25 protein-coding genes and 1 pseudogene are annotated in these 25,290 nt (G+C 68.5%); 12 read left to right on the plus strand and 14 right to left on the minus strand.

The window, feature by feature from the left end:
* From pcnB to AC3EF3_RS13105, 5 genes are read right to left on the minus strand one after another with little or no spacing between them, the layout of a single operon-like run.
* Positions 1-1,572 carry a polynucleotide adenylyltransferase PcnB gene (gene pcnB / locus AC3EF3_RS13085; protein WP_488532587.1) on the minus strand — a complete coding sequence of 524 codons (1,572 nt, stop codon included), beginning with the start codon at positions 1,570-1,572 and terminating at the stop codon, positions 1-3.
* Entirely contained in the window at positions 1,569-2,255 is a 687-nt protein-coding gene (locus AC3EF3_RS13090) for a histidinol-phosphatase (protein ID WP_488532588.1), read from the minus strand. Before AC3EF3_RS13090 ends, pcnB begins: the two co-directional genes overlap by 4 nt.
* Positions 2,252-2,926, minus strand: coding sequence for a DnaA regulatory inactivator Hda (gene hda / locus AC3EF3_RS13095; RefSeq protein ID WP_488532589.1), 675 nt, complete (start codon positions 2,924-2,926; stop codon positions 2,252-2,254). The genes AC3EF3_RS13090 and hda overlap by 4 nt, the downstream gene beginning before the upstream one ends.
* A 5-nt stretch (positions 2,927-2,931) precedes the next feature.
* On the minus strand, positions 2,932-4,002 hold the full coding sequence (locus tag AC3EF3_RS13100; RefSeq protein WP_488532590.1) for an AI-2E family transporter: 1,071 nt from the start codon (positions 4,000-4,002) through the stop codon (positions 2,932-2,934).
* 10 nt (positions 4,003-4,012) lie between these two features.
* Positions 4,013-5,137, minus strand: a complete 1,125-nt coding sequence (locus tag AC3EF3_RS13105) for an AIR synthase-related protein (protein ID WP_488532591.1) — start codon at positions 5,135-5,137, stop codon at positions 4,013-4,015.
* Between AC3EF3_RS13105 and AC3EF3_RS13110 the strand changes: the two genes are divergently transcribed.
* The 4 genes and pseudogenes from AC3EF3_RS13110 to AC3EF3_RS13125 all read left to right on the plus strand — a co-directional run bounded on the left by AC3EF3_RS13110 (position 5,136) and on the right by AC3EF3_RS13125 (position 8,820).
* Complete coding sequence (locus tag AC3EF3_RS13110; protein ID WP_488532592.1) at positions 5,136-6,332, plus strand: MFS transporter; 1,197 nt, start codon at positions 5,136-5,138, stop codon at positions 6,330-6,332. The two genes, AC3EF3_RS13105 and AC3EF3_RS13110, sit on opposite strands and share 2 nt — an antisense overlap.
* An 84-nt stretch (positions 6,333-6,416) precedes the next feature.
* Positions 6,417-6,983 (plus strand): cysteine hydrolase family protein, encoded by a 567-nt coding sequence (locus tag AC3EF3_RS13115; RefSeq protein WP_488532593.1) that lies wholly within the window; start codon positions 6,417-6,419, stop codon positions 6,981-6,983.
* Positions 6,980-7,970 (plus strand): annotated as a pseudogene (locus tag AC3EF3_RS13120) (GlxA family transcriptional regulator). The gene AC3EF3_RS13115 and the pseudogene AC3EF3_RS13120 overlap by 4 nt, the downstream one beginning before the upstream one ends.
* Before the next feature lie 82 nt (positions 7,971-8,052).
* A complete protein-coding gene (locus tag AC3EF3_RS13125) occupies positions 8,053-8,820 on the plus strand; it encodes a ParA family protein (protein WP_488532594.1) in 768 nt (255 codons plus the stop codon).
* Here AC3EF3_RS13125 and AC3EF3_RS13130 read toward each other — a convergent pair.
* Both AC3EF3_RS13130 and murJ read right to left on the minus strand, forming a co-directional pair.
* Positions 8,817-9,668: a SirB1 family protein gene (locus AC3EF3_RS13130; protein WP_488532595.1), complete on the minus strand. Its 852-nt coding sequence runs from the start codon at positions 9,666-9,668 to the stop codon at positions 8,817-8,819. The genes AC3EF3_RS13125 and AC3EF3_RS13130 overlap by 4 nt on opposite strands.
* A 58-nt stretch (positions 9,669-9,726) precedes the next feature.
* A complete protein-coding gene (gene murJ / locus AC3EF3_RS13135) occupies positions 9,727-11,292 on the minus strand; it encodes a murein biosynthesis integral membrane protein MurJ (RefSeq protein WP_488532596.1) in 1,566 nt (521 codons plus the stop codon).
* Between the two features lie 114 nt (positions 11,293-11,406).
* Between murJ and rpsT the strand changes: the two genes are divergently transcribed.
* Positions 11,407-11,709 (plus strand): 30S ribosomal protein S20, encoded by a 303-nt coding sequence (gene rpsT, locus AC3EF3_RS13140; RefSeq protein WP_488532597.1) that lies wholly within the window; start codon positions 11,407-11,409, stop codon positions 11,707-11,709.
* A gap of 117 nt (positions 11,710-11,826) precedes the next feature.
* Here rpsT and AC3EF3_RS13145 read toward each other — a convergent pair whose 3' ends face one another.
* A complete protein-coding gene (locus tag AC3EF3_RS13145) occupies positions 11,827-13,512 on the minus strand; it encodes a winged helix-turn-helix domain-containing tetratricopeptide repeat protein (protein WP_488532598.1) in 1,686 nt (561 codons plus the stop codon).
* Positions 13,513-13,585: 73 nt separating this feature from the next.
* Between AC3EF3_RS13145 and AC3EF3_RS13150 the strand changes: the two genes are divergently transcribed.
* Positions 13,586-13,840, plus strand: a complete 255-nt coding sequence (locus AC3EF3_RS13150) for a hypothetical protein (protein WP_488532599.1) — start codon at positions 13,586-13,588, stop codon at positions 13,838-13,840.
* A gap of 21 nt (positions 13,841-13,861) precedes the next feature.
* Here AC3EF3_RS13150 and AC3EF3_RS13155 read toward each other — a convergent pair whose 3' ends face one another.
* Positions 13,862-14,179, minus strand: coding sequence for a DUF3579 domain-containing protein (locus AC3EF3_RS13155; RefSeq protein WP_488532600.1), 318 nt, complete (start codon positions 14,177-14,179; stop codon positions 13,862-13,864).
* Positions 14,180-14,410: 231 nt separating this feature from the next.
* Between AC3EF3_RS13155 and AC3EF3_RS13160 the strand changes: the two genes are divergently transcribed.
* Both AC3EF3_RS13160 and argF read left to right on the plus strand, forming a co-directional pair.
* On the plus strand, positions 14,411-15,598 hold the full coding sequence (locus AC3EF3_RS13160; RefSeq protein ID WP_488532601.1) for an acetylornithine/succinylornithine family transaminase: 1,188 nt from the start codon (positions 14,411-14,413) through the stop codon (positions 15,596-15,598).
* Positions 15,599-15,600: 2 nt separating this feature from the next.
* Positions 15,601-16,518, plus strand: a complete 918-nt coding sequence (argF, locus tag AC3EF3_RS13165; RefSeq protein WP_488532602.1) for an ornithine carbamoyltransferase — start codon at positions 15,601-15,603, stop codon at positions 16,516-16,518.
* A gap of 3 nt (positions 16,519-16,521) precedes the next feature.
* On the opposite strand, the gene AC3EF3_RS13170 is transcribed toward argF, so the two are convergent.
* Both AC3EF3_RS13170 and AC3EF3_RS13175 read right to left on the minus strand, forming a co-directional pair.
* Positions 16,522-16,749, minus strand: a complete 228-nt coding sequence (locus AC3EF3_RS13170; protein ID WP_488532603.1) for a hypothetical protein — start codon at positions 16,747-16,749, stop codon at positions 16,522-16,524.
* A gap of 57 nt (positions 16,750-16,806) precedes the next feature.
* The gene (locus tag AC3EF3_RS13175) at positions 16,807-17,181 is read right to left on the minus strand and encodes a hypothetical protein (protein ID WP_488532604.1); all 375 of its coding nucleotides are present in this window, start codon (positions 17,179-17,181) and stop codon (positions 16,807-16,809) included.
* An 80-nt stretch (positions 17,182-17,261) separates the two neighbouring features.
* On the opposite strand from AC3EF3_RS13175, the gene AC3EF3_RS13180 reads away from it, so the two are divergent.
* The 4 genes from AC3EF3_RS13180 to kynA are packed head-to-tail and all read left to right on the plus strand — an operon-like array spanning position 17,262 to position 20,339.
* Positions 17,262-17,597, plus strand: coding sequence for a YkgJ family cysteine cluster protein (locus AC3EF3_RS13180; RefSeq protein ID WP_488532605.1), 336 nt, complete (start codon positions 17,262-17,264; stop codon positions 17,595-17,597).
* Between the two features lie 20 nt (positions 17,598-17,617).
* Positions 17,618-18,244, plus strand: coding sequence for an arylformamidase (gene kynB / locus AC3EF3_RS13185; RefSeq protein ID WP_488532606.1), 627 nt, complete (start codon positions 17,618-17,620; stop codon positions 18,242-18,244).
* Complete coding sequence (gene kynU / locus AC3EF3_RS13190; protein WP_488532607.1) at positions 18,241-19,497, plus strand: kynureninase; 1,257 nt, start codon at positions 18,241-18,243, stop codon at positions 19,495-19,497. The genes kynB and kynU overlap by 4 nt, the downstream gene beginning before the upstream one ends.
* Entirely contained in the window at positions 19,497-20,339 is an 843-nt protein-coding gene (gene kynA / locus AC3EF3_RS13195) for a tryptophan 2,3-dioxygenase (RefSeq protein ID WP_488532608.1), read from the plus strand. Before kynU ends, kynA begins: the two co-directional genes overlap by 1 nt.
* On the opposite strand, the gene AC3EF3_RS13200 is transcribed toward kynA, so the two are convergent.
* The 3 genes from AC3EF3_RS13200 to AC3EF3_RS13210 are packed head-to-tail and all read right to left on the minus strand — an operon-like array spanning position 20,336 to position 25,282.
* The gene (locus tag AC3EF3_RS13200; RefSeq protein ID WP_488532609.1) at positions 20,336-21,457 is read right to left on the minus strand and encodes an FAD-dependent monooxygenase; all 1,122 of its coding nucleotides are present in this window, start codon (positions 21,455-21,457) and stop codon (positions 20,336-20,338) included. The two genes, kynA and AC3EF3_RS13200, sit on opposite strands and share 4 nt — an antisense overlap.
* Positions 21,458-21,488: 31 nt before the next feature.
* Positions 21,489-22,412: a BLUF domain-containing protein gene (locus AC3EF3_RS13205; RefSeq protein WP_488532610.1), complete on the minus strand. Its 924-nt coding sequence runs from the start codon at positions 22,410-22,412 to the stop codon at positions 21,489-21,491.
* Positions 22,409-25,282 (minus strand): aconitate hydratase, encoded by a 2,874-nt coding sequence (locus tag AC3EF3_RS13210; protein ID WP_488532611.1) that lies wholly within the window; start codon positions 25,280-25,282, stop codon positions 22,409-22,411. The genes AC3EF3_RS13205 and AC3EF3_RS13210 overlap by 4 nt, the downstream gene beginning before the upstream one ends.
* Positions 25,283-25,290: the final 8 nt, after the last annotated feature.

Consider the following 25,290-nt stretch of genomic DNA (forward strand, 5'->3'; position numbering starts at 1 on the left):
TTACTCTTGCGGGCCGGGCGCCGGCGTCGGCGCGGCCGCGCGATCGCCCGCCGGCTTGCGGCGACGGCGGCGGCGCTTCTTGGCCGGTGCCTCGCCCGCCTGCAGCGAGTCTTCACCCTCGGCCTGCGGCTGCTGCTGCCGCTGCGGCTCCGGCCGGGGCTCCGTGCTCACCGGCTTGTCCGCGCGCGGTGCACGCACGCGCCGGGCACCGCGGTGCTGCTCTTCGCGCAACTGCGCCACCAGGTCCTCGCGCACCGCGTCGCTCGCCTGGCTGAATTCCTGCCACCAGTCGGCCAGCACGACGTCGACCTCGCCGACATCCGCGCGCAGCCGCATGAAATCGAAGCCGGCCCTGAAGCGCGGCTGCTCGACCATCGTGAACGGCGTATTGCCGCTGCGCTTCTCGAAACGGGGCTGCATCATCCAGATCTCGCGCATGTCGGCGCCGAGCTTGCCCCGGCCGGACACGTCGCCGATGCGCGCGTCGAACACATCGTCGATCGCCTCCTGCAGTGCGGGGAACGGGTGCATCTTCTGCGCAAGGCGCCGCGACCAGCCGTCGCGCACGTCCGACCACAGGACGCACGCGAGCAGGAAGCTCGGCGCGACCGGCTTGCCTTCGGCGCAGCGGCGGTCGGTGTCCTGCAGCGCGCTGCGCACGAAAGCCTGGTCGGCGCGCTCCACCACCAGGTCCAGCAAGGGATAAATGCCTGCGAGCCCGAGCGCCTTCAGCTGCTCGATGGTCGCGAGGGAGTGCCCCGTCTGCAGGAGCTTGAGCATCTCGTCGAACAGGCGGCTTTGCGGCACGTCCTGCAGCAGCGCCAGGCTTTCCTTCAGCGGCGCGCCCGTCTTCGGGTCGAGCTTGAAGCCCAGCCCGTTCAGCTTCGCCGCGAAGCGTACGGCGCGGATGATGCGCACCGGGTCCTCGCGGTAGCGCGTCAGCGGGTCGCCGATCATCCTGAGCACGCGCTTCTTCGCGTCCTTGATGCCGCCGTGGTAGTCGACCACCGTGCGCGTCTCGGGGTCGTAGTACATCGCGTTGATGGTGAAGTCGCGCCGCGTCGCGTCTTCTTCCTGCGGGCCCCAGACGTTGTCGCGCAGCACGCGGCCGCTGGAATCGACGGCGTGCTTCAGGCCGGCGAGCTCGCTGCGGCTGGTCTTCTCGTTTCCGGCCACCTGCTCGGCCGCCGCGTTGTCCATGTAGGCGCGAAAGGTGGAGACCTCGATCACCTCGTGCTCGCGGCCTCGTCCGTACACCACGTGCACGATGCGAAAGCGCCGGCCGATGATGAAGGCACGGCGGAACAGGCCTTTCACCTGCTCGGGCGTCGCGTCGGTCGCGACGTCGAAGTCCTTGGGGCGCAGGCCCAGCAGCAGGTCGCGCACCGCGCCGCCCACGATATAGGCTTCGTGCCCCGCTTCCTTGAGCGTGTGCACGACGTTGAGCGCACGCTCGTCCACCAGCGCCGGGTCGATGCCGTGTTCCTCGGGGCCCACTTCCCGCCGCTTGCCGAAATTCGGGCGGGCGGACTTGGTGCTGCCCAGCAGCTTGTCGATGAATCGCTTGATCATTTGTTGTCGAACAGGTCGAGTATGCGCCAGCCGCGCTGCACGGCGACGGCGCGCAGTTTCTCGTCCGGATTGGTGGCGACCGGGTGATCGACCTGCTCGAGCAGCGGCAGGTCGTTGATCGAATCGGAGTAGAAGGTGATCTCGGCGTCTTCCCAGCCCAGCCCCCGGGCCTGCAGCCATTCGGCGACGCGGTGCACCTTGCCTTCGCGCAGCGACGGCACGCCATCGATCTCGCCGGTGATCCAGCCGTCGCCGTCCAGCGCGAGCTTCACCGCGATCAGCTCCTCGATGCCGAAGGCCTTCGCGATCGGCGCCGTGACGAATTCGTTGGTGGCCGTGACGATCACCACCTCGTCACCGGCAGCGCGATGCTGCTCCACGAGCTTCAGCGCCTCGGGCCGGATCTCGGGGGCGATGACTTCGGCCATGAAGCGCTGGTGCGCCTCGGCCGCGGCTTTCGAGCCCTTCCTGCGCACGGCGTCGGTCGCGAAGCGCACGTACTCGTGGACGTCCAGCGTGCCGGCCTTGTAATGCTCGTAGAACTCGTCGTTGCGCCGCTTGAACTCCACCGGGTCGGTCCACCCGATCGTCTGCGTGAACACGCCCCAGGTGAAATCCGAATCGATCGGCAGCAGCGTGTGGTCGAGGTCGAACAGCGCGATGCGCTTGTGCCCGGGCTTCACTCGTCCTCCAGCATCGCCTTGATCAGCGGAATGGTGATGGCGCGCTTGGTCTGCAGGGCGTAGCCATCGAGCTGCCCGAGCAACTGCATCAGGCTCGCGAGGTCGCGCGAAAAACGCGTGAGCATGTAATCCATGACTTCGTCGGAAAGGAAGACGCCGCGCTCGTCGGCAGCCTGGCGCAGCACGGCGCGGCGCTCCGGTTCGCTGAGCACCTGCAGCCGGAAGACATGGCCCCAGCCCAGGCGCGTGCGCAGGTCCTCACGCAATTTGAGGTCCGCGGGAGGCACGGTGCCGGCGGCGAGCACGCCGCGCTGCAACGTCTGTGCGTTCACGAACCAGTTGAAGGCCGCGTGCTGCTGCACGGCCGTGTAGAGATGCACCTCGTCCAGCAGCACGACGGCCCAGCGCTCGTCGAACGGGGGCGGCTCGAGCACGCCGGCGTCGAGCCAGCCGGCGGTCGCGCCCTGCTCGCGCAAGGCCTCCTCCACCGCCTTCAGCAGGTGCGTCTTGCCGCTGCCGCTCGCGCCCCACAGGTAGGTGGGCACGGGCGAGCGCGTGGGGCTTCCGACCCAGAGCAACAGGTGTTTCACCGCCGCCTCGTTCGGCCCGGCGAAGAAGTTCGCCAGCGAAGGCGGCGCGGCGATGCCGATGTCGAGCGCAATCTGCTTCATCGACCTCACCCCTGGTACAGCCTGCTGCCCATGTAGCCCGCGCGCAGGCGCCGGATGGCCACCAGCAGCACGGCGCTGGCCGGGAGCGCGACCAGCACGCCGACGAACCCGAACAACTGCCCGAACGCCAGCAGCGCGAAGATCACGGCGAGCGGGTGCAGGCCGATGCGCTCGCCCACCAGCCGCGGCGTGAGGAAGAAGCCTTCGACGATCTGCCCGCTGCCGTACACGGCCGCGACCATGATGAAGGCCTTGGCCGACGCGAACTGCAACAGGCCCGCGAGGAGCGCCAGGATCAGGCCGATGCCGAAGCCGACATAAGGCACGAACATGGCCAGTCCCGTGAACACGCCGATCGGCAGCGCGAGATCGAGCCCGAAGAGCGCGAGGCCCGTGCTGTAGTACACCGCCATCGTGAGCATCACCATCAGCTGGCCGCGCAGGTACTGGCCCAGCACGGCGTCGCATTCGCTGGTGAACGAATCGACCCGCGGCCGCGCGGCGGGCGGCACGAGCTCGAAGAGGCGGGCCACGAAGGTCTTCCAGTCCAGCAACAGGTAGAAGAGCGCCACCGGGATCAGCAACAGGTTCGCGACCACCACCGCCGCGACGCTGCCGCCCAGGCGCAGCGACGAAAAGAGCGACGCCATGGCGTCACTGTAGTTCGCGTTCAGGTACCCGATCGCCTGCGCCTTCAGGCTGCCGAGGTCCAGCGCCACGCGAATGCCCAGCTCCTTCAGCCAGGGGCCCAGCGTGCTGTCGAGCTTGTCGAACACGGTGGGCAGCTGCTCGCGGATCTGCGGCAGCTCCTTGTAGAAGACCGGGACGACCAACAGCACCAGCAGCGTGAGCGCGAGCACCAGCAGCAGTTCGACCACGACCACGGCGAGCACGCGCGGCAGGCGGTTGCCGCTCACCTCGCACAGGCGCTCCACCAGCGGCGCCAGGATGTAGGCGAAGACCGCCCCCACGATGAAGGGCGTGAGCACCGGCCCGAGCGCGCGCAGCGCGAACACCGCCAGCAACGCGAACAGCAGCCAGGTGGCGGCGCGTTTCTGGGTGGGCGTCAGTTGCATCCGTTCGGGGTCAGCGCAGTTGCAGGTCGTCGTCGCCGAAGCGGATCGAGAGCGGCTCGATCAGCAACTGCTTGGGGCCGGCTTCGAGTCGGCCGGCGACGATCGCCTCGATGCCGCAGCCGCGCGCGACATCGACGGTCCACTGCGCGTCCTTCGCGTCGACGAACAGTGCGAATCCCGCACCCATGTTCAGCGTGCTGTAGGCCTCGCGGTCGTCCTGTTTGGCCTGCTGCTGGATGAACGACAGCACCGGCGGCACCGGGGGCACCCGGTCGATGCGGTACGTGAGCTGCGCGGGATGGCGCAGGAGCTTGCGCCAGCCGTGGCCCGTGATGTTCGCGCAGTAATGCGGCGTGATGCCGGCCTTGTAGAGGGCTTCGGTCACCGGCGAATAGAGCACCGTCGGCGCGAGCAGCGCCTCGCCGTAGGTGGACCCGTCGGCCAGCTTCGTCAGGTAGCCTTGAGGCAGCCGCTCGACCAGCTTGCGCGCCAGGCTCAGGCCGTTGGCGTGGATGCCGCTGGATGCCAGCAGCACGATCGCGTCGCCCGCCGCGAGCTTGTCGCCGACCGACAGGCGCTCCTTCGGGTTGATGAGACCCGTGCACGAGGCCGCGAGGTCGATGCGCCCGCCCTCGACGATGCCCGCCAGCGCCGGCGTCTCGCCGCCGCCCCAGGCCACGCCGCAGACTTCGCAGGCCTTCTTCCAGCCTTCGACCAGCGCGTTCGATCGCTGCGCATCGCCGAACCAGTCGGAACCGCCCGCGGCCCAGTAGGCCTGAATCACCAGCGGCGTCGCGCCCACGGTGATCAGGTCGTTCACCGCCATCGCGATGGTGTCCTGGGCGATACTGTCGTAGTAGCTCTTGCCCGTCAGCTGCTGCATCTCGTCGGCGACCAGCGCCTTGGAACCGAGGCACTCGACGATGGAAGCGAGGTAGAAGGGCCCGACGTCCACGACGTACGCGGATTCGCCGCGCGAGGCCTTCACCTCGGAGAAGCCGTGGGCGGCCAGGTGCCCGGCGGTGGCGGCGGCAGCGCGCTGCGCGGCCACCTTGAGCGGGTCGATGAGCTCGTAATTGACGCCCGACTGCTCGTAGCTGAGGGTGCCCGGTTGGCCCGAAGCATTCGAATTCATGACGAAATTATCGCCGCTCGCCACGAACACCCCCCGCATGCCGGTCGCCGTCTGGGCGCTGGGCTTCGTCAGCCTGCTGATGGACACCTCGTCCGAGCTGATCCACAGCCTGCTGCCGGTGTTCATGGTGACGACGCTGGGCACCAGCGTACTCGCCGTGGGGGTGATCGAGGGGCTGGCGGAAGCCACCGCCCTGATCGCCAAGGTCTTCTCGGGGGTGCTCAGCGACTACATCGGCCGGCGCAAGCCCCTGGCGGTGCTCGGCTACGGGCTGGCGGCGGTGTCCAAGCCGCTGTTCGCGCTCGCGAACAGCGCCGGGCTGGTGCTGGTCGCCCGACTGTCGGACCGCGTCGGCAAGGGCATCCGCGGCGCGCCGCGCGACGCGCTGATCGCCGACGTCACGCCCCCTTCGATCCGCGGCGCCGCCTTCGGCCTGCGGCAGGCGCTGGACACGGTGGGCGCCTTCATCGGACCGCTGCTGGCCATGGGCCTGATGCTGCTGTGGGCCAACGATTTCCGCGCCGTGTTCTGGATCGCCGTGATCCCGGCCGTGCTGTCGGTGTCGCTGCTGGTGTTCGGTGTCCGCGAACCCGACGCCACGCTGGGCGGCAAGCGCGAATTCCCGGTCAAGCGCGAGAACCTGCGCCGCATGGGGCCGGCCTACTGGTGGGTGGTGGTCGTGGGGGGCGTCTTCACGCTGGCCCGCTTCTCCGAGGCGTTCCTCGTCCTTCGCGCGCAGCAGGGCGGGCTGGCACTCGCGCTGGTGCCGCTGGTCCTGATCGCGATGAACGTCGTGTATTCCGTGGGCGCGTACCCGTTCGGCAAACTCGCCGACCGCATGAGCCATCGCGTGCTGCTGGCGGGTGGCCTGCTCGTGCTGGTCGCCTCCGACGCCTTGCTGGCGATGGCCGGCCAGGGGCCGCTGCTGTGGGCCGGCATCGCCTTGTGGGGCCTGCACATGGCGATGACGCAAGGCCTGCTCTCGGCAATGGTCGCGGGATCGGCCCCGCCCGACCTGCGCGGCACGGGGTTCGGCTTCTTCAACCTGGTGAGCGGTGTGGCGCTGCTGGCAGCGAGTGCGCTGGCCGGATGGCTGTGGGACCAATGGGGCGCGTCGGTGACGTTCTGGTGCGGCGCGGGCTTCGCCGGGGTGGCGCTCGCGGGCCTGGCGCGGCGCCCGCCGGGCATGTCCTGAATTGATCGAAACTGGTCCGGCGCCGAATGGCCGGTCCGGATTTGCAAAGGCATGATCCGTCCCATCGCAACCCGAGGTGACCCCATGAAATCCGCCCTGCTCCTGATCGACATCCAGGAATCCTTCCGCCACCGCCCGTTTTTCACCGAGCGCGAGCTGCCGGCCTATCTCGAGGCGCAGAACGCGCTGATCGAAGGCGCGCAGCGGCATGGCGTGCCGATCGTGCGCGTCTTCCACGTCGCCGGACCGGCGACCGCCGCGAACCCCTTCGCGCTCGAATCCGGCCACGTGCGCCCGCTCGAAGGCCTGCGCGAGGTGCAGCCGGCCGCGACCTTCCACAAGTCGCGCCACAGCGCACTGGTGGGCACGGGCCTGGACGTCTGGCTCACGCAGAACGGCGTGCAGCGCCTCGTCGTGAGCGGCATCCGCACCGAACAGTGCTGCGAGACGACCACGCGCCACGCGTCGGACCTGGGCTTCGCGGTCGATTACGTGACCGAAGCGACACTGACCTTCGACATGAAGAACGAGGACGGCTCGATACTTTCCTGCGGCGACATCCGGCAGCGCACGGCCACCGTGCTGAAGGATCGCTTCGCCACGATCTGCACGGTGCCGCAAGCCGTCGAACGGATGGCGCCCGCGGCGTGACGAAGCCGCCGATCCCCGTCCTGTTCCTGCTGCTGCCCGGCAGCCTGGTGCTGGACTGGGCCGGGCCGGCCGAGGCCTTCCGCATCGCCAACCAGTGCCTCGCCGAAGGCGGGCACGCACCGCGCTTCGACCTGCGCTTCGTCGGGCCGATCGAGGCGCCGCGCACGTCGGTGGGCATCGCCGTGGCGGGCGTCGAGCCGTTGCCGGAAACACCGCCTCGCAACGCATGGATCGTGCTCGTGGGCATGCCGGGCCGCCGCTTCGACGCCAGGCAGGCCGGTGCCGCCGAAACGCTGCACTGGCTGCGCGGCCTCACGCCGGGTCACGACGGCCTGCGAGTGGTCACCGTGTGCGCCGGCTCGCTCATCGCGGCGCATGCGGGCCTGCTGGATGGCCGGCGCGCAACGACGCACCATCACCATCTCGACGAACTGCGCGCGATCGCGCCGCGCTGCGAGGTCGTCGCCAATCGCGTGTTCGTGCTCGACGACCCGGTCGCCTCCAGCGCCGGCGTCACCACCGGGCATCGACCTCGCCCTGCAACTGATCGCGCAGGAGTGCGGCGCGCCGCTCGCCTCGCGCGTGGCGCAGACCATGGTCGTGGGCCTCAGGCGCGGGCCGCAGGACCCGGAACTCTCGCCCTTCCTCGCCCATCGCGACCACATGCACCCGGTACTGCACCGCGTGCAGGACGCGGTCTGCGCGGAGCCCCAGCGCGAGTGGAGCGTCGCGCGCATGGCCGAAGTGGGCCGCACGTCGCCGCGGCACCTCACGCGCCTGTTCGTCGAACATGCGGGCACGGCGCCCCTTGCGTACCTGCGCCGCATCCGCCTCGCGCTCGCGCAGGCCGCCCTCGAATCGGGCCAGGGCGTGACGGAGGCCGCCGAACTCGCGGGCTTTTCCTCGGACACGCAATTGCGGCGGGCATGGCACGCCTTGGGCCTCGCGGGACGCCCGTCTGACGTCTGGACGCTACAAAACCGCTAGCACAAACAATTGGCAACATCTCGTTTTGTGGACGGCTCCCTCATTTGATAGGAGACTGGGCCTCCCATAGAGGAGGAGCCCGATGCCCGTCATCGCCGTCGTCAACCGCAAGGGCGGGAGCGGCAAAAGCACCTTCGCCGCCCACGTGGCCGCGTGGTGCGCGCAGCTCGGTCATGCCGTCATGCTCGGCGACGTCGACAAGCAGCAGTCCAGCCGCGCCTGGTTGCGGCGCCGTCCCGCGTCCCTGCCCCCCATCGCGCCCTGGGCCATGGACCAGAACATGCTCAAGGTGCCTGCCGGCATCAGCCACGTCGTGCTCGATACGCCCGGCGGCCTGCACGGCTTCGAGCTGGCGCGCACCGTCATGTTCGCCGATGCGATCGTGATGCCCGTGGGTGCCTCGATGTTCGACCGTGAATCGGCCGCGCAATGCCATGCCGAGCTTGCGGCCCTGCCGCGCCTGGCCAGCGGCCGCTGCCGGATCGGCGCGGTCGGCATGCGCATCAACGGCCGCACCAACGGCGCGGAGGTGTTGCAGCAGTGGGCCGAAGCGATCGGCGTGCCGTTCCTGGGCAGCCTGCGCGAAACGCAGCTGTACCCGCGCAGCATCGAGCGTGGCCTCACCTTGTTCGACCTGCCGGCCGCGCAGGCGGCCGCGGACCTCGCGCAATGGCAACCCGTCTTCGATTGGCTCCGACCCGTGGTGTCGCCCGCGGTCGCGACCCATGTCGCGGCAGGCCCGGTGACGCCGATGCCGGCGCAGGAATCGTCCATACGCGGCACCCGGCTGGCCCCCACGCTGCGCGTGGCGGCCCAGCGCACGCAAGTGCCGCAATTCTTGAAGCGTTAGCTCTTCTCTCTTCGCAGATCGGCCACGCGGTCCGCGATGGCGTCGATGTCGAGCGCGTCCTGCGCGTGAATGAGGTAGGTCTCGAGATCGACGACGGCGAGCTGGCTGTGGCCCTGCTCAGCGTGGGCCAGGCCGCGATCGCGGTACTCGGCCCAGGCTTCGGGCAGCAGCACCAGCAGGCGGTCTTCCACCGCGATGAGCCGCTGCCAGTCTTCCTGCGCCTGGTGGATCTCCTTCAGGTTGCGCAGCATGCGCGCGATGATGTCGCGCGCCGGCGCAGCCTGCAGGTACAGGCCCAGCGGAACCTCGAACTCGTCGATGAGGCCGCTGCGGCGCTTGTAGGGTTCGAGCCTTTCCTCCAGTTCCTCGCGCGAGAGCGACTGCCCGCTGAAAGGATCGATCACCACCTGGCCCTTGGGGAGGTTCACCTTGACCATGAAGTGGCCGGGGAAGCACACGCCGCGCGCGTGCAGGCCCAGGCCTTGCGCGAGCTCGATCCACAGCACGGCCAGCGCGATCTGGTTGCCGCGGCGCGTGCGCAGCACGACGTTCAGGTAGCTGTTGTCGGGGTCGCAGTAGTCGTTGACATTGCCGCCGAAGCTCAGGTCGCGGAAGAAGAACTGGTTCAGCGCGCGCAGGCGCTGCAACGCGGCCGCATCGGCGGGCAGGCGGCGCTTCAGGCGCGCGAGCAGCTGGTCGACTTCGCCGAGCACCTGCTGCACGTCGAGTTCGGGATACTCGTCCTGCGCGATGCTGCAGGCCGCCTCCAGCAACGGGAACTCGTCGTCGCTCTGCACCAGTGCGCTGAAGTACTCGAGGGACGTCGGCGCCGTGAAATTCAGGAGCATGCGGACTTTGTAATGCGACGCTCCCGACGCGTCAAGCCGCGAGCCCGCGCCGAATGGCTCAGTGCGAGAGAAATTGCCGCAGTTTCAGGCCCGCGGCCCAGAGCGCGCCGAAGTAGATGGCGGCCGAAGCGGCCAGGACGCCGGCGAGCAGGCCCACGCGCGCGAGCGGTTGCGATCGCAAGGCGATCCATTGGAACGATGCGGCCGACCACATGAGGAAAACCGTCACGAGCGCCGTGGCCGCGGTCACCTGGAGCAGGAAACGCCCCCAGCCCGGCGATGGCTTGTAGCTGCCGCGTTTCATCAGGCCGACCAGCAGCCAGCCCGCGTTGAGCATCGCGCCGAGGCTGATCGACAGCGCCAGGCCGGCCTGCCGCAGCCACGGCACGAGCGCGATGTTCAGCAACTGCGTGACGACCAGCACGACGATCGCGATGCGCACCGGCGTCTTCATGTCCTGGCTCGCGTAGAAACCGGGCGCGAGCACCTTGATCGCGACGAGGCCCACGAGGCCCGCGCCATAGCCGGCGAGCGCCCGCGCGACCTGGAGCACGTCGGTGTCCTTGAAGGCACCGTAGTGGAACAGGGTCGCGATCAGCGGCACGTTGAACACGACCAGCGCCAGCGAGCTGGGCACGGCGAGCAGCACCACCAGCCGCAGTCCCCAGTCCAGCATCGACGAATACCGCAGCGTCTCGCCGCTCGCGCGTGCGCCGGCGAGCTGGGGCATCAACACCACGCCGAGCGCCACACCGAGCAGCGCCGTCGGGAACTCCATCAGCCGTCCGGCGTAATCGAGCCAGGTCACGTTGCCGGGCCCCAGCCAGGACGCGATCTGCGTGTTGATCATCAGCGAGATCTGCGAGACGCTCACGCCCAGCAGCGCCGGCGCCATCATGGACGCGACGCGGCGCACGCCCGGCTCGGCGAGCGCCTGCTTCAGCGCCGCCCAGCTCGTGCCGATGCGCGGCAGCAGGCCCATGCGGATCAAGGCGGGAACCTGCACGCCCAGCTGCAGCACGCCGCCCAGGATCACGCCGCCGGCCATCGCGTAGATCGGCTCGATGCCCAGGCTGCGGAACCACGGCGCGCCCAGCCACGCGGCGAGGATCATCGCCACGTTGAGCAGCACAGGCGTCGCCGCCGGCACCGCGAAATGTTTCCACGTGTTCAGGATGCCTGCCGACAGCGCGACCAGCGACATGAACGCGATGTACGGGAACATCCAGCGCGTCATGAACACCGCGGCGTCGAAACTGTGCGGCGTGTTCTTGAAGCCGCTCGCGAGCGCCCAGACCAGCGCGGGTGCGGCCGCCACGCCGACGACGCAGGTCGCGACCAGCGCCCACGCGAGCGCCGTGGCAACACCGTCGATCAGGCGCTGCGTGGCGGCCTCGCCGTCGGTCTCCTTGGAATGCGCCAGGGCCGGCACGAAGGCCTGGCTGAAGGCGCCTTCGGCGAACAGGCGGCGAAACAGGTTGGGAATGCGGAACGCGACGTTGAATGCGTCGGTCAATCCGCTCGCCCCGAAGGTGGCCGCCATGAGCAGGTCGCGCACGAGGCCCGTGATGCGGGAAGCGAGGGTGAGCAGCGAGACGGTGGAAGCGGCTTTGAAGAGGCTCATCGGGTGCGGGCGAGTGTAGCCGCGCGAGCCCGCCCGCCCTCGGCACCGGACGGCAGTGACGGCTATAATGGTGGGCTTTGCTGGCATCATCCTCAGACACAAGGAAACACATTCATGGCTTCTGGAAAACCCAAGAAGAAGAACCCGCGCCTCGCGTCGGGTCGCAAGCGCGCGCGCCAGGACGTCAAGCTCAACGCTGCGAACACGTCCCTGCGCTCCAAATACCGCACCGCGGTGAAGAACGTCGAGAAGGCCGCCGCCGCCGGCGACAAGACCAAGGCTGCTGAAGCTTTCGCCAAGGCGCAGAGCATCATCGACACCGTGGCCGACAAGCAGGTCTTCCACAAGAACAAGGCCGCTCGCGACAAGAGCCGCCTGGCCGCCAAGGTGAAAGCCCTGGCGCAAGCCGCCGCCTGACGGTCCCCATCAGGTCACAGCCCGCAGGCTTTCGAGCCGGCGCCGTTTGAAACGGGTGCGCTGCCAGCAAAAGCAAGAAGCCGTCGCAAGACGGCTTTTTTGTTGCCCGCCAGGCCCTCACTCCGGCAGCCCGGCCTTGCGCAGCCCTTCGTAGAAGCGCTCGCGCTGCTGCACGAAGACCGGATTCTTCGATCGCTCGGTGGCCTTCAGGCCGCTGATGGTGTGGATCGGGATCAGCTGCATGTAATGGGCGAGGTTTTCCTTGGCGGCGGCATCGCGTCCGTGCAAGGCGTCGATCGCCGCCATCCATTGATAGGAAAAGCCGATGCGCGGATTGGCGGCCGCCATCTTCTGCATTTCCGCGTAGGCCTCGTCGTCGTGCCCAAGATGGAACAGCGCCATGCCCATCGTGAAGTGGGCATAAGCGGCGCGCTTCGGATCCTTGGGGCTCAAGCGCAGGGTCACCTCGGCCGGCGCGATGGCCTCGCCGGCACGCCCCAGCTCGATCAGGACCACGCCAATGCGTCCGTAGGCCGACGCGTCGCTCGGGTTCAGCGCGACGCAGCGCTGAAAGGCTTCCAGGGCGGATTCCAGGCGGCCTCTCAGGATCAGGACCTGCGCATGGGCGAAGTGCGCCACCGGGTTGTTCACGTCGAACCCCATGGCCTGGTCGGCCGCTTCTTCAGCCTCGCGCAACTGCGGCAAAGGCTGCGGGACCATGCGCTGAAAGATCGGCTCGGTCAACGCGAGACTCAGGCCCGCCCAGGCCGACGAGAAGTCCGGCGCGAGCTTCAGCGCTGCCCGAAACTCCCGGGCAGCGGCTTCGTAGTCCGGGCGTTGTGTGCCGCGCCTCAGCGTGGCCATTCCCCGCATCGTGTGCTCCATGGCGTCGTGCGGGCCGACCGACGGACGCTCCAGCGCCGTCTCGTCCAGGCGCAGGTTGAGGGCCTGGGCCACGCGCGGCCCGATGTCGAGCCGCCAGCTCCAGGCTCGATCGCCGGAGTAGTCGAGCGCATCGCTCCAGAGCACGGCACCGGTATCCACCGCCAGCAACCGCGCGTCGATATGCACGTCGGAGCCGGCGCGCCGCACCTCCCCGACCACGACGTAGCGAACGTTCAGCTCCCGGCCAATGCGGGGCAGGTTCAGGCTTTCCCCGCGATAGACCCGCGTTGATGCCTCGTCGACGACCAGGGTCCTGGGGAACGCCGACAAAGCGCCGGTCACGTCGGTCGTGACGCCTTCAGCGAAATAGTCCTGCGCGGGGTCCCCGCTGAGGTTCTTGAAGGGCAAGACCGCGATCGACCGGTGCTGGGCAGTCGCTGCGGCCGTGTTGTCGAGCGGATTTGCGTACCACCTGTACCAGATGCCGGCCGCCAGGAGTGCTGCCGCACCGGAGACGACGGCCGGGACCAGCCAGCGGCGCACGGACCCCACCGCGACCACTGAGACCGGCCCGGCCTCGCTGGCGCCGACGGGCTGGGCGTCGAGCATGTAGCCGCGCCGCGGCAGCGTGCGGATGAGTGACTGGCCGCGCCCGCCCAAGGCTGCGCGCAACTCGCTGATGCACTGCACGAGGGAGTCGGCGGTCACGATCACGTCGGGCCACAGGGCGTCGACGAGTTCTTCCCTGGTCATCAGGCGTCCCGGATGCCGGGCCAGCAGGACCAGCAGCTCGAAGCTCTTGGGTCGCAACGCCGCCGGCTTGCCCGCCACGCGAAGTTCGCCGCGGTCCAGGTCGATCTCGAAGCCCGCGAATCGAAGCACGGCCTCGGCATCTTTCGCGGCAAGTTCGGGGTTCATTCGGGGTCTCGTCGTTCGGGCCCGGACCGCGCGCCTAAGGTGAACCGGTCCAACCCACCCGGCGGAGGAAGCCATGACGAACCCCATGATTTCAGCAAACGAAGCTCTCGGCAAGAACGCCGTGTCCGCTCCCCTGTCGAAACGAGCGACCCTGCGGTTTGCGTTTTGGGCGGGCGCCGCTTTGGTTGCGGCGTCGGTCGTGAGCGTCCTGTGGCCGGATGGGCAGCCCGAACGTTCGGTGCCCGTCCAGGCCGGCGACGCCTCCGGTCTGTCCGTGGCGGCCACCCTGGCGGGCGAGTTCTCCGTGCTGGACTCGAGCGGTCGTTGATCCGCTGCTCGACGTCGCCCGCTATTTCTTCGCGGGCTCGGGGATGAGGCAGGCCTCGCCCATCTCCAGGTTGTTGTCCTTGCCGAAGTTCACGACGAAGTCCCAGGCCATGGGCTCGGCCTGGCGCAAGGCGGTGTTGACCACCACGCATTTGATGCCGTTGACGACCGTGGGTACGCACCAGGGCGAATAGCTGAGATGGCTGCCTGGCTGCGCGCCGCCCGGGCGGAAAGGACTCATCACGCCCGCAAGGCGCTCGGCCCAGTCGCTGGGGCGGAACGTGCGCCCGTCGCGGGTCACGCCCATGATGAAGAGTTCTTTCGCGCTGCTCGAGACCATCGGTAGAAGGATCGCAATGCGTTGCCTCCAAGGGGATCGCCCGAGTGCTGCAGCGCAACAATTATTGTATCTTATATAAGACTTCTATCCGGCCGCCGTCATGCGGCGCCGGTGCATCGCAGTGATGCGGAATCGTCATCCAACCGCAGCAAGCCGTGTGCCTAGAATTGGGCCTCAGCGGCTCCTCGTTGAGCCGATTTTCTTTTCTGGACCTGTGAAAGGAACGTTTCGATGATCGAGGCTGCATCGCCCCACACCATGAACACCTACGGCCGGCTGCCGATCGCGCTGTCGCACGGCCGAGGCGTGCGAGTGTGGGATGTGAACGGCCGCGAATACCTCGACGCGCTGGCCGGCATCGCGGTGAACACGCTCGGCCACGGGCACCCGAAGCTCGTGCCGGCGCTGCAGGACCAGGTCGCGAAGCTGATCCACACGTCCAACTACTACCACGTGCCGAACCAGGAGAAGCTCGCGGCCAGGCTGGCCGAGCTGGCCGGCATGACCAACGCCTTCTTCTGCTCGACGGGGCTGGAGGCCAACGAGGCCGCGCTCAAGCTCGCGCGCAAGTACGGTCACGACCGCGGCATCGAGCGGCCGGAGATCGTGGTGTACGAGAAGGCCTTCCATGGCCGCAGCATCGCCACCCTTTCCGCCACCGGCAACGAGAAGGTGCAGAAAGGCTTCGGCCCGCTGGTCGAAGGCTTCGTGCGTGTGCCGCTGAACGACTTCGCCGCCCTGAAGGCGAAGACGGAGGGCAACAGGAACATCGTCGCGGTGTTCTTCGAGACCATCCAGGGCGAAGGCGGCGTCAACCCGATGCGCGTCGAGTACCTGCAGCAGGTGCGCGAGCTGTGCACCCAGCGCGACTGGCTGCTGATGATCGACGAGGTGCAATGCGGCATGGGCCGCACCGGCAAGTGGTTCGCGCACCAGTGGGCCGGCATCGTGCCGGACGTGATGCCGCTCGCCAAGGGCCTGGGCTCGGGCGTGCCCGTGGGCGCGGTGGTCGCCGGGCCGAAGGCCGCCAACATCTTCCAGCCGGGCAACCACGGCACGACCTTCGGCGGCAATCCGCTCGCCATGCGCGCGGGTGTCGAGACGATCCGCATCATGGAAGAAGAAGGCTTGCTCGAGAACGCGGCCAAGGTCGGTGCGCACCTGAAGGCCGCACTGGAGCGCGAGCTCGGCGGCCTGCAAGGCGTGACCGAAATCCGCGGCCAGGGCCTGATGATCGGCATCGAGCTGGGCAAGCCCTGCGGCGTGCTGACACAGCGCGCGGCGGACAATGGCCTGCTGATCAGCGTGACCGCGGACAACGTGATCCGCCTGGTGCCCGCACTCATCCTCACGCCAGCCGACGCGGACGAGATCGTCGCGCGGCTGGCACCCATCGTGAAACACTTCCTGGGCGAGTGACCATGGAACCGATCAAGCATTACCTGCAGTTCTCGGACTTCACGGCCGACGAATACGCGTGGGTCTTCCAGCGCGCGACCGAGATCAAGCGCAAGTTCAAGAACTACGAGAAGTACCACCCCCTGGTGGACCGCACGCTGGCGATGATCTTCGAGAAGGCCTCGACGCGCACGCGCGTGAGCTTCGAGGCCGGCATGTACCAGCTGGGCGGCAGCGTGCTGAACCTCACCACGGGCGACACGCAACTGGGCCGCGCCGAGCCGATCGAGGACACGGCGCGCGTGATCAGCCGCATGGTCGACCTCGTGATGATCCGCACCTATGGGCAGGAGAAGATCGAGCGCTTCGCCGCGCACTCGCGCGTACCGGTGATCAACGGCCTGACGAACGAGTTCCATCCCTGCCAGGTGCTCGCGGACATCTTCACCTTCATCGAGCAGCGCGGCTCGATCGAAGGCCGCGTCGTGGCATGGGTCGGCGACGGCAACAACATGGCCAACACGTGGTTGCAGGCGGCCGACCTGCTCGGTTTCACGGTGCATGTCTCCACGCCCCTGGGCTACGAAGTCGACCAGGCCCTGGCCGGCATCCGCAGCGAACAGAGCTACAAGGTCTTCAAGGACCCGATGCAGGCCTGCGCCGGCGCCGACCTCGTGACCACCGATGTGTGGACCAGCATGGGCTACGAGGCCGAAAACGAAGTGCGCCGCAAGGCCTTCGCCGACTGGTGCGTGGACCGGGAGATGATGCGCGCGGCCAAGACCGATGCGCTCTTCATGCACTGCCTGCCCGCGCACCGCGGCGAGGAAGTCGAAGCCGAAGTCATCGACGGTCCGCAGTCGGTCGTGTGGGACGAAGCCGAGAACCGCATGCACGTGCAGAAGGCGCTGATGGAGTACCTGCTGCTCGGGAAGGTCTGAGACTTACCGGAGCCTTCTGCGGAAGTTGTCGCGGACATGTCGGTTGATGTAGGTATTCAGGCCCCTTCCGGAGGGTGCGAGGTGAGACATCTCCTTGACATGCGCCACGCCGGGCTTGACGCCGTCGTAGAGATAGCACCCGCCGTCCTTGAACTCCACCTGGATCCAGGTGTCGCCGATTTCGAAAGCCGCGATGCCGGAGTCACCGTCGAGGTCGAGATAAGGCGTCATCGGGTGCGTGGCTTGTTCCTTGCCCCACTTTACGCGCGCACCCCGTCCGCCATGCGATCAGTTCACCGGCGCCGTCACCCGCATCCCCGGCTTGGGCGGCAGCTTGCCGAGCTTCACCAGGCGCGCCTCGATGGCCCAGGTCGTGCGACCGAGTTCGTCGGCAATCTGCTTCACGTCGACGCCGGCGGCGAAAGCCGTCTCGAGCTGGCCGTCTTCCGCCGGCAGCCAGGCTTTGCCTGCGTTGGGCGGCAAGTCGCGGCGCGGCTTCGGGGCCGCAATGGGCCCGCCGTCGAGCGCTTGCGACACCGCAAACAGCGCGCGGATCACCGGTGGTGCGTTGTAGGGGCTGTCCTCGGGCATCACTTCGCCCGTGACCGGATGGATGCCCTGCGCGAGCGTATCGATAATCTGGCGTGCCGCCTGAAGTTCCATGGTTTCCTCCTGGTTGACGATTCACTGTATCGACGTACAGTTCGCCTGCAACGCAAGCGCCGGCGCGGCCGTTGACGTGCATGGCGGTTGACCGGGTACACCCTTGCCTCGAATGCGGGGCCTGCTGCGCGAGCTTCCGCGTCGACTTCGCGGCCGAGGAGCTCGAGTCGCTGGGCGGTCGCGTGCCCGAGGGCCTCGCCGTCGAAGTGACCTCCTCCCAATGCAGGATGCGGGGCACCGATTACGCGCGCCCGCGTTGCGCCGCGCTCGTCGGAACCATCGGCCAAAGCGCGAGCTGCGCGATCTACGAATGGCGGCCCTCGCCCTGCCACGAACTCCAGACCGGCAGCGACGCTTGCAACCGGGCACGGGCACGGCACGGCCTGTTGGAATTAACCGACACCACGATGTTCTGAGGCGGTTCACACTCCGCCGCATGAAAAGGATCTGGGACATTTCCCCTGCGGTGGCGCCGGGCTCGCCGGTGTTTCCCGGCGACACGCCTTACTCGCAGGAGTGGACCGCGCAACTCGCACCCGGCTGCCCGGTGAACGTCAGTCGCATCGCGCTCTCGCCCCACGTGGGCGCGCATGCCGACGCGCCGCTTCATTACGACAACGAAGGCACGACGATCGGCCATGTCGAGCTCGCCCCTTACCTGGGCCCGTGCCGCGTCATCCATGCCATCGGCTGCGGGCCGCTCATCGAGTGGCACCACCTCGAGCATGCGGTGCACGGCTTGCCGCCGCGCGTGCTCGTGCGCACTTACGAGCACGCGCCCGTCGACCGCTGGGACGAACACCTGGCGGCGTATGCGCCGGACACGATCGAGAAGCTCGCCGCACGCGGCGTAAAGCTGGTCGGCATCGACACCGCGAGCATCGACCCCGCGGCGAGCAAGACCCTGGACAGCCATCAGGCGATCCGCCGGCTCGATCTTCGCGTGCTGGAGAACCTCGTGCTCGACGACGTGCCCGAAGGCGATTACGAGCTGATCGCCCTGCCCCTGAAACTCGTGACCGCGGACGCGTCGCCCGTGCGCGCGGTGCTGAGGCAGCTATGACGACGCTGGAGGACTGCCGCGCGCTGGACGCGAGGGACCCGCTGCGCAGCTTGCGCGATCTTTTCATCGTGCCCGAAGGCGTGATCTACTTCGACGGCAATTCGCTGGGCGCGATGCCGAAATCGGTCCCCGATCGCATCGCGCGCGCGGTGAACCAGGAATGGGGCCAGGGACTGATCCGGTCCTGGAACGAAGCCGGCTGGTACGAGATGCCGCGCCGCGTGGGCGACAAGATCGCGCAGTTGGTCGGCGCACGGCCCAACGAAGTCGTCGCGACCGACACCACGTCGATCAACCTCTACAAGGTGCTGAGTGCCGCGATCACGATCGCACGAACGCGCGACCCCTCGCGCAACGTGATCCTCAGCGAGCGCAGCAACTTCCCGACGGACCTCTACATCGCGCAGGCACTGTGCCGCGAGCGCGGCTGCGAACTGCGGCTGGTCGACGACGAGCAGGCCCTGCCCGCGCTGCAAGCCGACGTCGCCGTGCTGATGCTCACGCATGTCAATTACCGCACCGGCGCGATGCACGACCTGCGCGCGGTCACGCACGCCGCGCACGCCGTGGGCGCGCTGGCGGTCTGGGACCTGTGCCACAGCGCGGGCGCCGTGCCGCTCGACCTGCCTGCGGCCGACGCGGACTTCGCGATCGGCTGCGGCTACAAGTACCTGAACGGCGGCCCGGGCGCTCCGGCCTTCGTGTGGGTGCATCCGCGGCATCGCGAGGACTTCGAGCAGCCGCTCGCCGGCTGGTGGGGCCATGCCGCGCCCTTCGAGTTCACGCCCGGGTACCGGCCCGCGCCGGGCATCGCGCGCTACCTGTGCGGCACGCAGCCGGTGCTGTCGATGACGGCGCTCGAATGCGGGCTCGATGCGTTCCTGGCCGCGCAGCCGCTCGGTGGCATCGAAGCCTTGCGCGTCAAGTCGCTCGCGCTCACCCGGCTGTTCATGGCGCTGGTCGAAGAACGCTGCGCCGGACAGGGCCTGGCCATCGTCACGCCGCGCGATCCTGCGCGCCGCGGCTCCCAGGTCTGCCTGGCGCGCGGCGAAGGCGCGTATGCGATCGTCCAGGCCCTGATCGCGCGCGGCGTGATCGGCGACTTCCGTGCGCCCGATATCCTGCGATTCGGCTTCACGCCGATGTACACGACGTTCCAGGACGTGTGGAACGCCGTCGAACACCTGCGGCAGGTGTTCGAATCCGGAGAGTGGCGCCGGCCCGAGTTCAACCAGAAACAGGCGGTGACCTGATGGCCCACAAGCCCGAGGACATCGTGCGCGCCGAAAGCGCGCACACCGATTTCAGCCAGGCCATGAGCTATGGCGATTACCTGCAGCTGGACAAGATCCTGGCCGCGCAGCGGCCGCTCTCGCCCGACCACAACGAGATGCTGTTCATCATCCAGCACCAGACCAGCGAACTGTGGATGAAATTGATGCTGCACGAATTGCGCGCGGCGATCTCGTGCGTGGCGCGCGACGAACTGGGCAGCGCCTTCAAGATGCTCGCGCGCGTCTCGCGCATCATGGAGCAGTTGGTGCACGCGTGGGACGTGCTGGCGACCATGACGCCGCCCGAATACAGCGCGATCCGGCCTTATCTCGGCAACTCCAGCGGCTTCCAGAGCGTGCAGTACCGCTGCGTCGAGTTCGCGCTGGGCAACAAGAACGCCGCGATGCTCAAGCCGCACGAGCACCGGCCCGACCTGCACGCGCAGGTCGGCTCCTATTTCGAATCGCCCTCGCTCTACGACGAGGCGCTGCGCCTGCTCGCCGCACGCGGCCTGCCGGTCCCGCCATCGCATACCGAGCGCGACTGGACGCAACCCTATGTCGAGAACGCGCAGGTGGAACAGGCGTGGCTCACGGTCTATCGCGAGAACGACAAGTACTTCGACCTGTACCAGCTGGGCGAGGAACTCACCGACCTCGAGGACGCCTTCCGCCTCTGGCGCTTCCGCCACGTCACCACCGTGGAGCGCATCATCGGCTTCAAGCGCGGCACCGGCGGCACCGGCGGCGTGAGCTACCTGCGCAAGATGCTGGACGTGGTGCTGTTCCCGGAGATCTGGAAGCTGCGCACCGACCTTTAGCGCGCGTACAGCCAGGGCTGGTCGAGCAGCCGCTCGCCCAGTACGCGCATCGCCGCGTCGCGTCCCCAGCGGAGCGGCCCGCTGGCATGGAAGATCCTCGCGTTGCGGCGCGCCGCCGCCTGCACCTGCGCGCAGCGGCGCCAGCGCGCCTGCGCATAGCGCGCGAAGGCATCCGGCACCGTGTCCGGCGAGGCGTCGGCCAGCACCCGGCCGAGCACATCGGCGTCTTCGATCGCCATGCCCGCGCCCTGTGCGAGGTACGGCAGCATCGGATGCGCCGCGTCACCCAGCAGCGCGATGCGCCCGCGCGCCATCGCGTGCGGGCCGGCCACGGGCGGGCGATCGTGCAGGCTCCACACGCGCCACGACGGGATCGCGTCCACCAGTGCGCGCAGCCCGGGGGCGATGCCGCCCATCGCGCGCAGCAGTTCGCCGGCGACCCCGCCCTGGTCCCAGTCCTGCGACGCGGCGCGGCCTGGAGCCTCGACGAGCGCGACGATGTTCATTTGTTCGCCGCGCCGCACCGGATAGGCGACGACGTGCGTGGACCGGCCGAGCCACAGCTGGACGTCCTCGCGCCGCAGGGGCGCGGGCAATTGCGCCTGGTCCACGAGCCCGCGATAGGCGATATGGCCGCTGGGCAGGGCCGGCCCGTCGTCGACGACCTGTGCGCGCAGCGTGCTCCACACGCCGTCGGCGGCGACGAGCGCGTCCGCATCGACCTGCATGGCAGGTGTGCCCAGCTCCAGCACGGCGGCGGCGTCCCGCGCGGCATCGCAAAGCAATTGCTGCAGGTCGGCGCGATGGATGGTCAGGTACGGCGCGCCATAGCGCTCCACCATGGCCTCGGCCAATCGCATGCGCGCCAACTCGTGGCCGCGCGCGGCGTCCGCCACGACGAGCGATCGCGGCTGCGCGGCCACACGCCTGAGTGCATCGCCCAGGCCCCACGACGCGAGCACGCGCGTCACGTTGGGACCCAGCTGGATGCCGGCGCCGACTTCGCCGAGGACCGGCGACTGCTCGAAGACGCGGACGTCGCACCCCGACCGCCGGCAGGCCAAGGCCGCGGCGAGGCCACCGATGCCGCCGCCGGCGATGACGAGTCGAAGAGTCATGGGCGGATTCTGCCCGCCCGGGCACCCGCCCCTAAGTGGCCCGCGGAAGCGCGGGGGCGAACAGCACCTCGAGCAGGTGCGCTTCCGTCGCTTCGACCGCGCGGCCCGGGACCGTGCGGCCCAATTGGCGGCACAGGTACTCGCGCACGCTGCGCGCCGTCTCGGGGCGGTGGCCCACCAGGTCGATCTCCGGCACGCCCGGCGACGCGTGCATGAATCCCGCGACACTGTCCACCAGCTCCACGGCCGTGCCAGGATGCGGCCCGAGCCATACGGCCAGCTTGTGCACCCGCTTGAGCGATTCGCGCACCATGCGGTTGACGAGCGCCCGGCGGCCCAGCACCTGTACCCGCGTCGGCGCGCCGTCGACCGGCAGGTCCACGTAGGCCGTGCCGACATCGCGCGTACCGAGTTCGGAACTCGCGAAGCGCTGGTACACCACGGGCGAGCGGAAGCGGTCCGCCAGCTGGCGCACGAAGTCCAGCGGATGCGTGTCGTCCGCGCCGACCAGTGCGACGCGCCGCGTCGGCTCGGCGTCCGCGAGGGCACAGGGCTCGGCGAGCCGACGCCACATCTCGCCCGGCTCGAGGGCCGGCCGGGCGTGCTCCACCGCATCGATTCGCAGCCCGAAGTTGTCCGGCGTCTCGGGCCACTGCGTGGTCATCACGGTCAGCGGCTCGTCCAGCGTCGCGATGCCCCGGCTGCGATGGATCACGCGAGGCTTGGCGTGCAGGCGCCGGTGCTTCGACGAGCGCTTGAGCACCATGTCCACGGCCTCGTCGCCGCCTTCCAGCCACAGGAGGAACCAGCCGCTCGAGTACATGAGCGAGGCCCTCAAGCCCTCGATGCGCTCCTGGACGATGCGGTCGCGCGCGGCGAACAGCTCCTCCATCACCGAACCGGTGACGCGCGAAGTGCTGGCGCGCAGGACGCGAGTGACGCCCGTGGAAGTCACGGCGCGAGCAACTGCCGCAGGACGAAAGGCAGGATCCCGCCGTGCTTGTAGTAGTCCACCTCGATCGGCGTGTCGATGCGCAGCGTCACCGCGATCTCCTGCCGGGACCCGTCGGCGCGCGTGATCACCACGCGTGCGGCGCTCTGCGGGCGCAACTGCGGGTCCGGGAAGATGTCGACCAGCTCGCTGCCATCCAGCCGCAGCGACTGCCAGGTGTCGCTGCCCTGGAACTGCAGCGGCAGCACGCCCATGCCCACGAGGTTGCTGCGGTGGATGCGCTCGAAGCTGCGCGCGATCACGGCGCGGATGCCCAGCAGCTGCGTTCCCTTCGCCGCCCAGTCGCGCGACGAGCCGGTGCCGTATTCCTCGCCCGCGAAGATCACCGTGGGCCGGCCCTCGGCCATGTACTTCATCGCCGCGTCGTAGATGAACATCTTCTCGGCCTGGCCCTGCGCGTCGCGGTAGAGGGTGAGGCCGCCTTCCTCGCGCGAGCCGTCCGCGCGCGCGGGGATCATCAGGTTCTTGATCCGCACGTTCGCGAAGGTGCCGCGCATCATCACCTCGTGGTTGCCGCGCCGCGAGCCGTAGCTGTTGAAGTCCGGCTTCATCACGCCGTGCGCGAGCAGCCACTGCCCGGCGGGCGAGCTCTCCTTGATCGAGCCGGCGGGCGAGATGTGGTCGGTGGTGATCGAATCGCCGAAGAGCGCCATGATGCGGGCATTGCGCACTTCGATTTCCTGCGCGCCGCCCGGCTCGCCCTTCGCATCGAGCTTGAACTCGGCGAAGAACGGCGGCTGCGCGATGTAGGTGCTCTTCGGCCAGGTGTAGGTCTCGCCGCTGACGCCGTGGATGCCCTGCCACAGCGCGCCCGGCTCGGCCTTCACCTTCGCGTAGTTCTCGCGGTACGCGTCACCATGGAGCGCGTATTTCAGGAGCTTGTGCACTTCGTCGCTGGTCGGCCAGATATCGCCCAGCCACACGTCCTCGCCGCCGTGGCCCTTGCCGACGGGCTCGGTCATCAGGTCCTTGAGCACGGTGCCCGCGATGGCGTAGGCCACCACCAGCGGCGGGCTCGCGAGGAAGTTGGCCTTGATGTTCGGGTGGATGCGCGCCTCGAAGTTGCGGTTGCCGGAAAGCACCGCCGCGCAGACCAGGTCGCTCTTGGTGATCGCCTCGTTGATCTCCGGCGCGAGGTCGCCCGAATTGCCGATGCAGGTCGTGCAGCCGTAACCCACCACGGAGAACCCGAGCTTCTCCAGGTAAGGGATCAGGCCCGACTTCTGGAGGTACTCGGTGACGATGCGCGAGCCGGGGGCCAGCGATGTCTTGATGTGCGGCTTCACGCGCAGGCCCGCTTCCACGGCCTTCTTCGCCAGCAGGCCGGCCGCCAGCATCACGCTCGGGTTGGAGGTGTTCGTGCAGCTCGTGATCGCGGCGATCAGCACGTCGCCATTGCCGATCGCGATGTCCTGCTGCACGGCCGGGGCCGAAGGCGCCTCGAACTGCGCCGAAGCGAGCGTGGACTTGTTGGCTTCCATTTCGGCCTCGAACACCGGGGCCGCGGGTTTGACGGGCGGGTTCGTGGGAACCTTCGGGTCCGGTGCCTCGCCGCCCGGGTGGATGAGATGGCGCGACTGCAGCGTCCCGGCCGGCTTGTTGAAGCCGTTGTCCGAGGCCGACTTGCTGAACAGATCGATGAACCGGCTCTTCACGCTGCCGATCTCGATCCGATCCTGCGGCCGCTTGGGGCCCGACAGGCTGGGCGTGACTTCGCCGAGGTCGAGCGTGACGACCTGCGAGTAATCGATCTCGCCCGCCAGCGGCACGCCGAACAGGCCCTGCGCCTTGAAGTAGGCCTCCACCGCGGCGATCTGCTCCTTGGTGCGGCCCGTGCCCTTGTAGTAATCGATCGTCTTGTCGTCGATCGGGAAGAAGCCCATGGTGGCGCCGTATTCGGGCGCCATGTTGCCGATGGTCGCGCGGTCGGGCACGGCCAGCGTGCGCGTGCCCTCGCCGAAGAACTCGACGAACTTGCCCACCACCTTGTGCCTGCGCAGGAGCTCGGTGACCGTGAGCACGAGATCGGTGGACGTGCAGCCCTCGCGCAGCTTGCCCTTCAACTCGAAGCCGACCACGTCGGGCGTGAGCATGTACACGGGCTGGCCGAGCATGGCCGCTTCGGCCTCGATGCCGCCCACGCCCCAGCCCACCACGCCGATGCCGTTGATCATCGTCGTGTGGCTGTCGGTGCCGACCAGCGTGTCGGGGTAGAAGACGCCCCTGTCCGTGACGTGCACGCCGCGCGCGAGGTACTCCAGGTTCACCTGGTGCACGATGCCGAAGCCGGGGGGCACGACCTGGAAGGTCTTGAAGGCCTGCATGCCCCATTTCATGAACTCGTAGCGCTCGCGGTTGCGCTGGAACTCGAGCTTCATGTTGAGGTCCAGCGAATCCTTGTGGCCGTAGTGGTCGACCATGATCGAGTGGTCGACCACCAGGTCGACCGGCACCAGCGGCTCGACCTGCGACGCCTTCCTGCCGAGCAACGCGGCCGTGCTTCGCATGGCCGCCAGGTCCGCCAGCAGCGGCACGCCGGTGAAGTCCTGCAGCACGACGCGGGCGACGACGAAGGGGATCTCTTCCGTGCGGTCCGCGTTGGGGAACCAGTTCGCGACCTGCCGCACGTGCTCGGCCGTGACCTTCTTGCCGTCGCAGTTGCGCAGCACGGACTCGAGCACGATGCGCATCGAGACCGGCAGGCGGTTGATCTTGGGGAACTGCTTGGTGAGCTCGGGCAGGGAGAAGAAGCGACCGGACTTGCCGGCGCCGAGCTTGAACGACTGGAGGGTGTGTTCGAAGGCGTGGGGCATCCTGGACC

The sequence above is a fragment of the Ramlibacter sp. GS1-15 genome, from assembly GCF_057785015.1.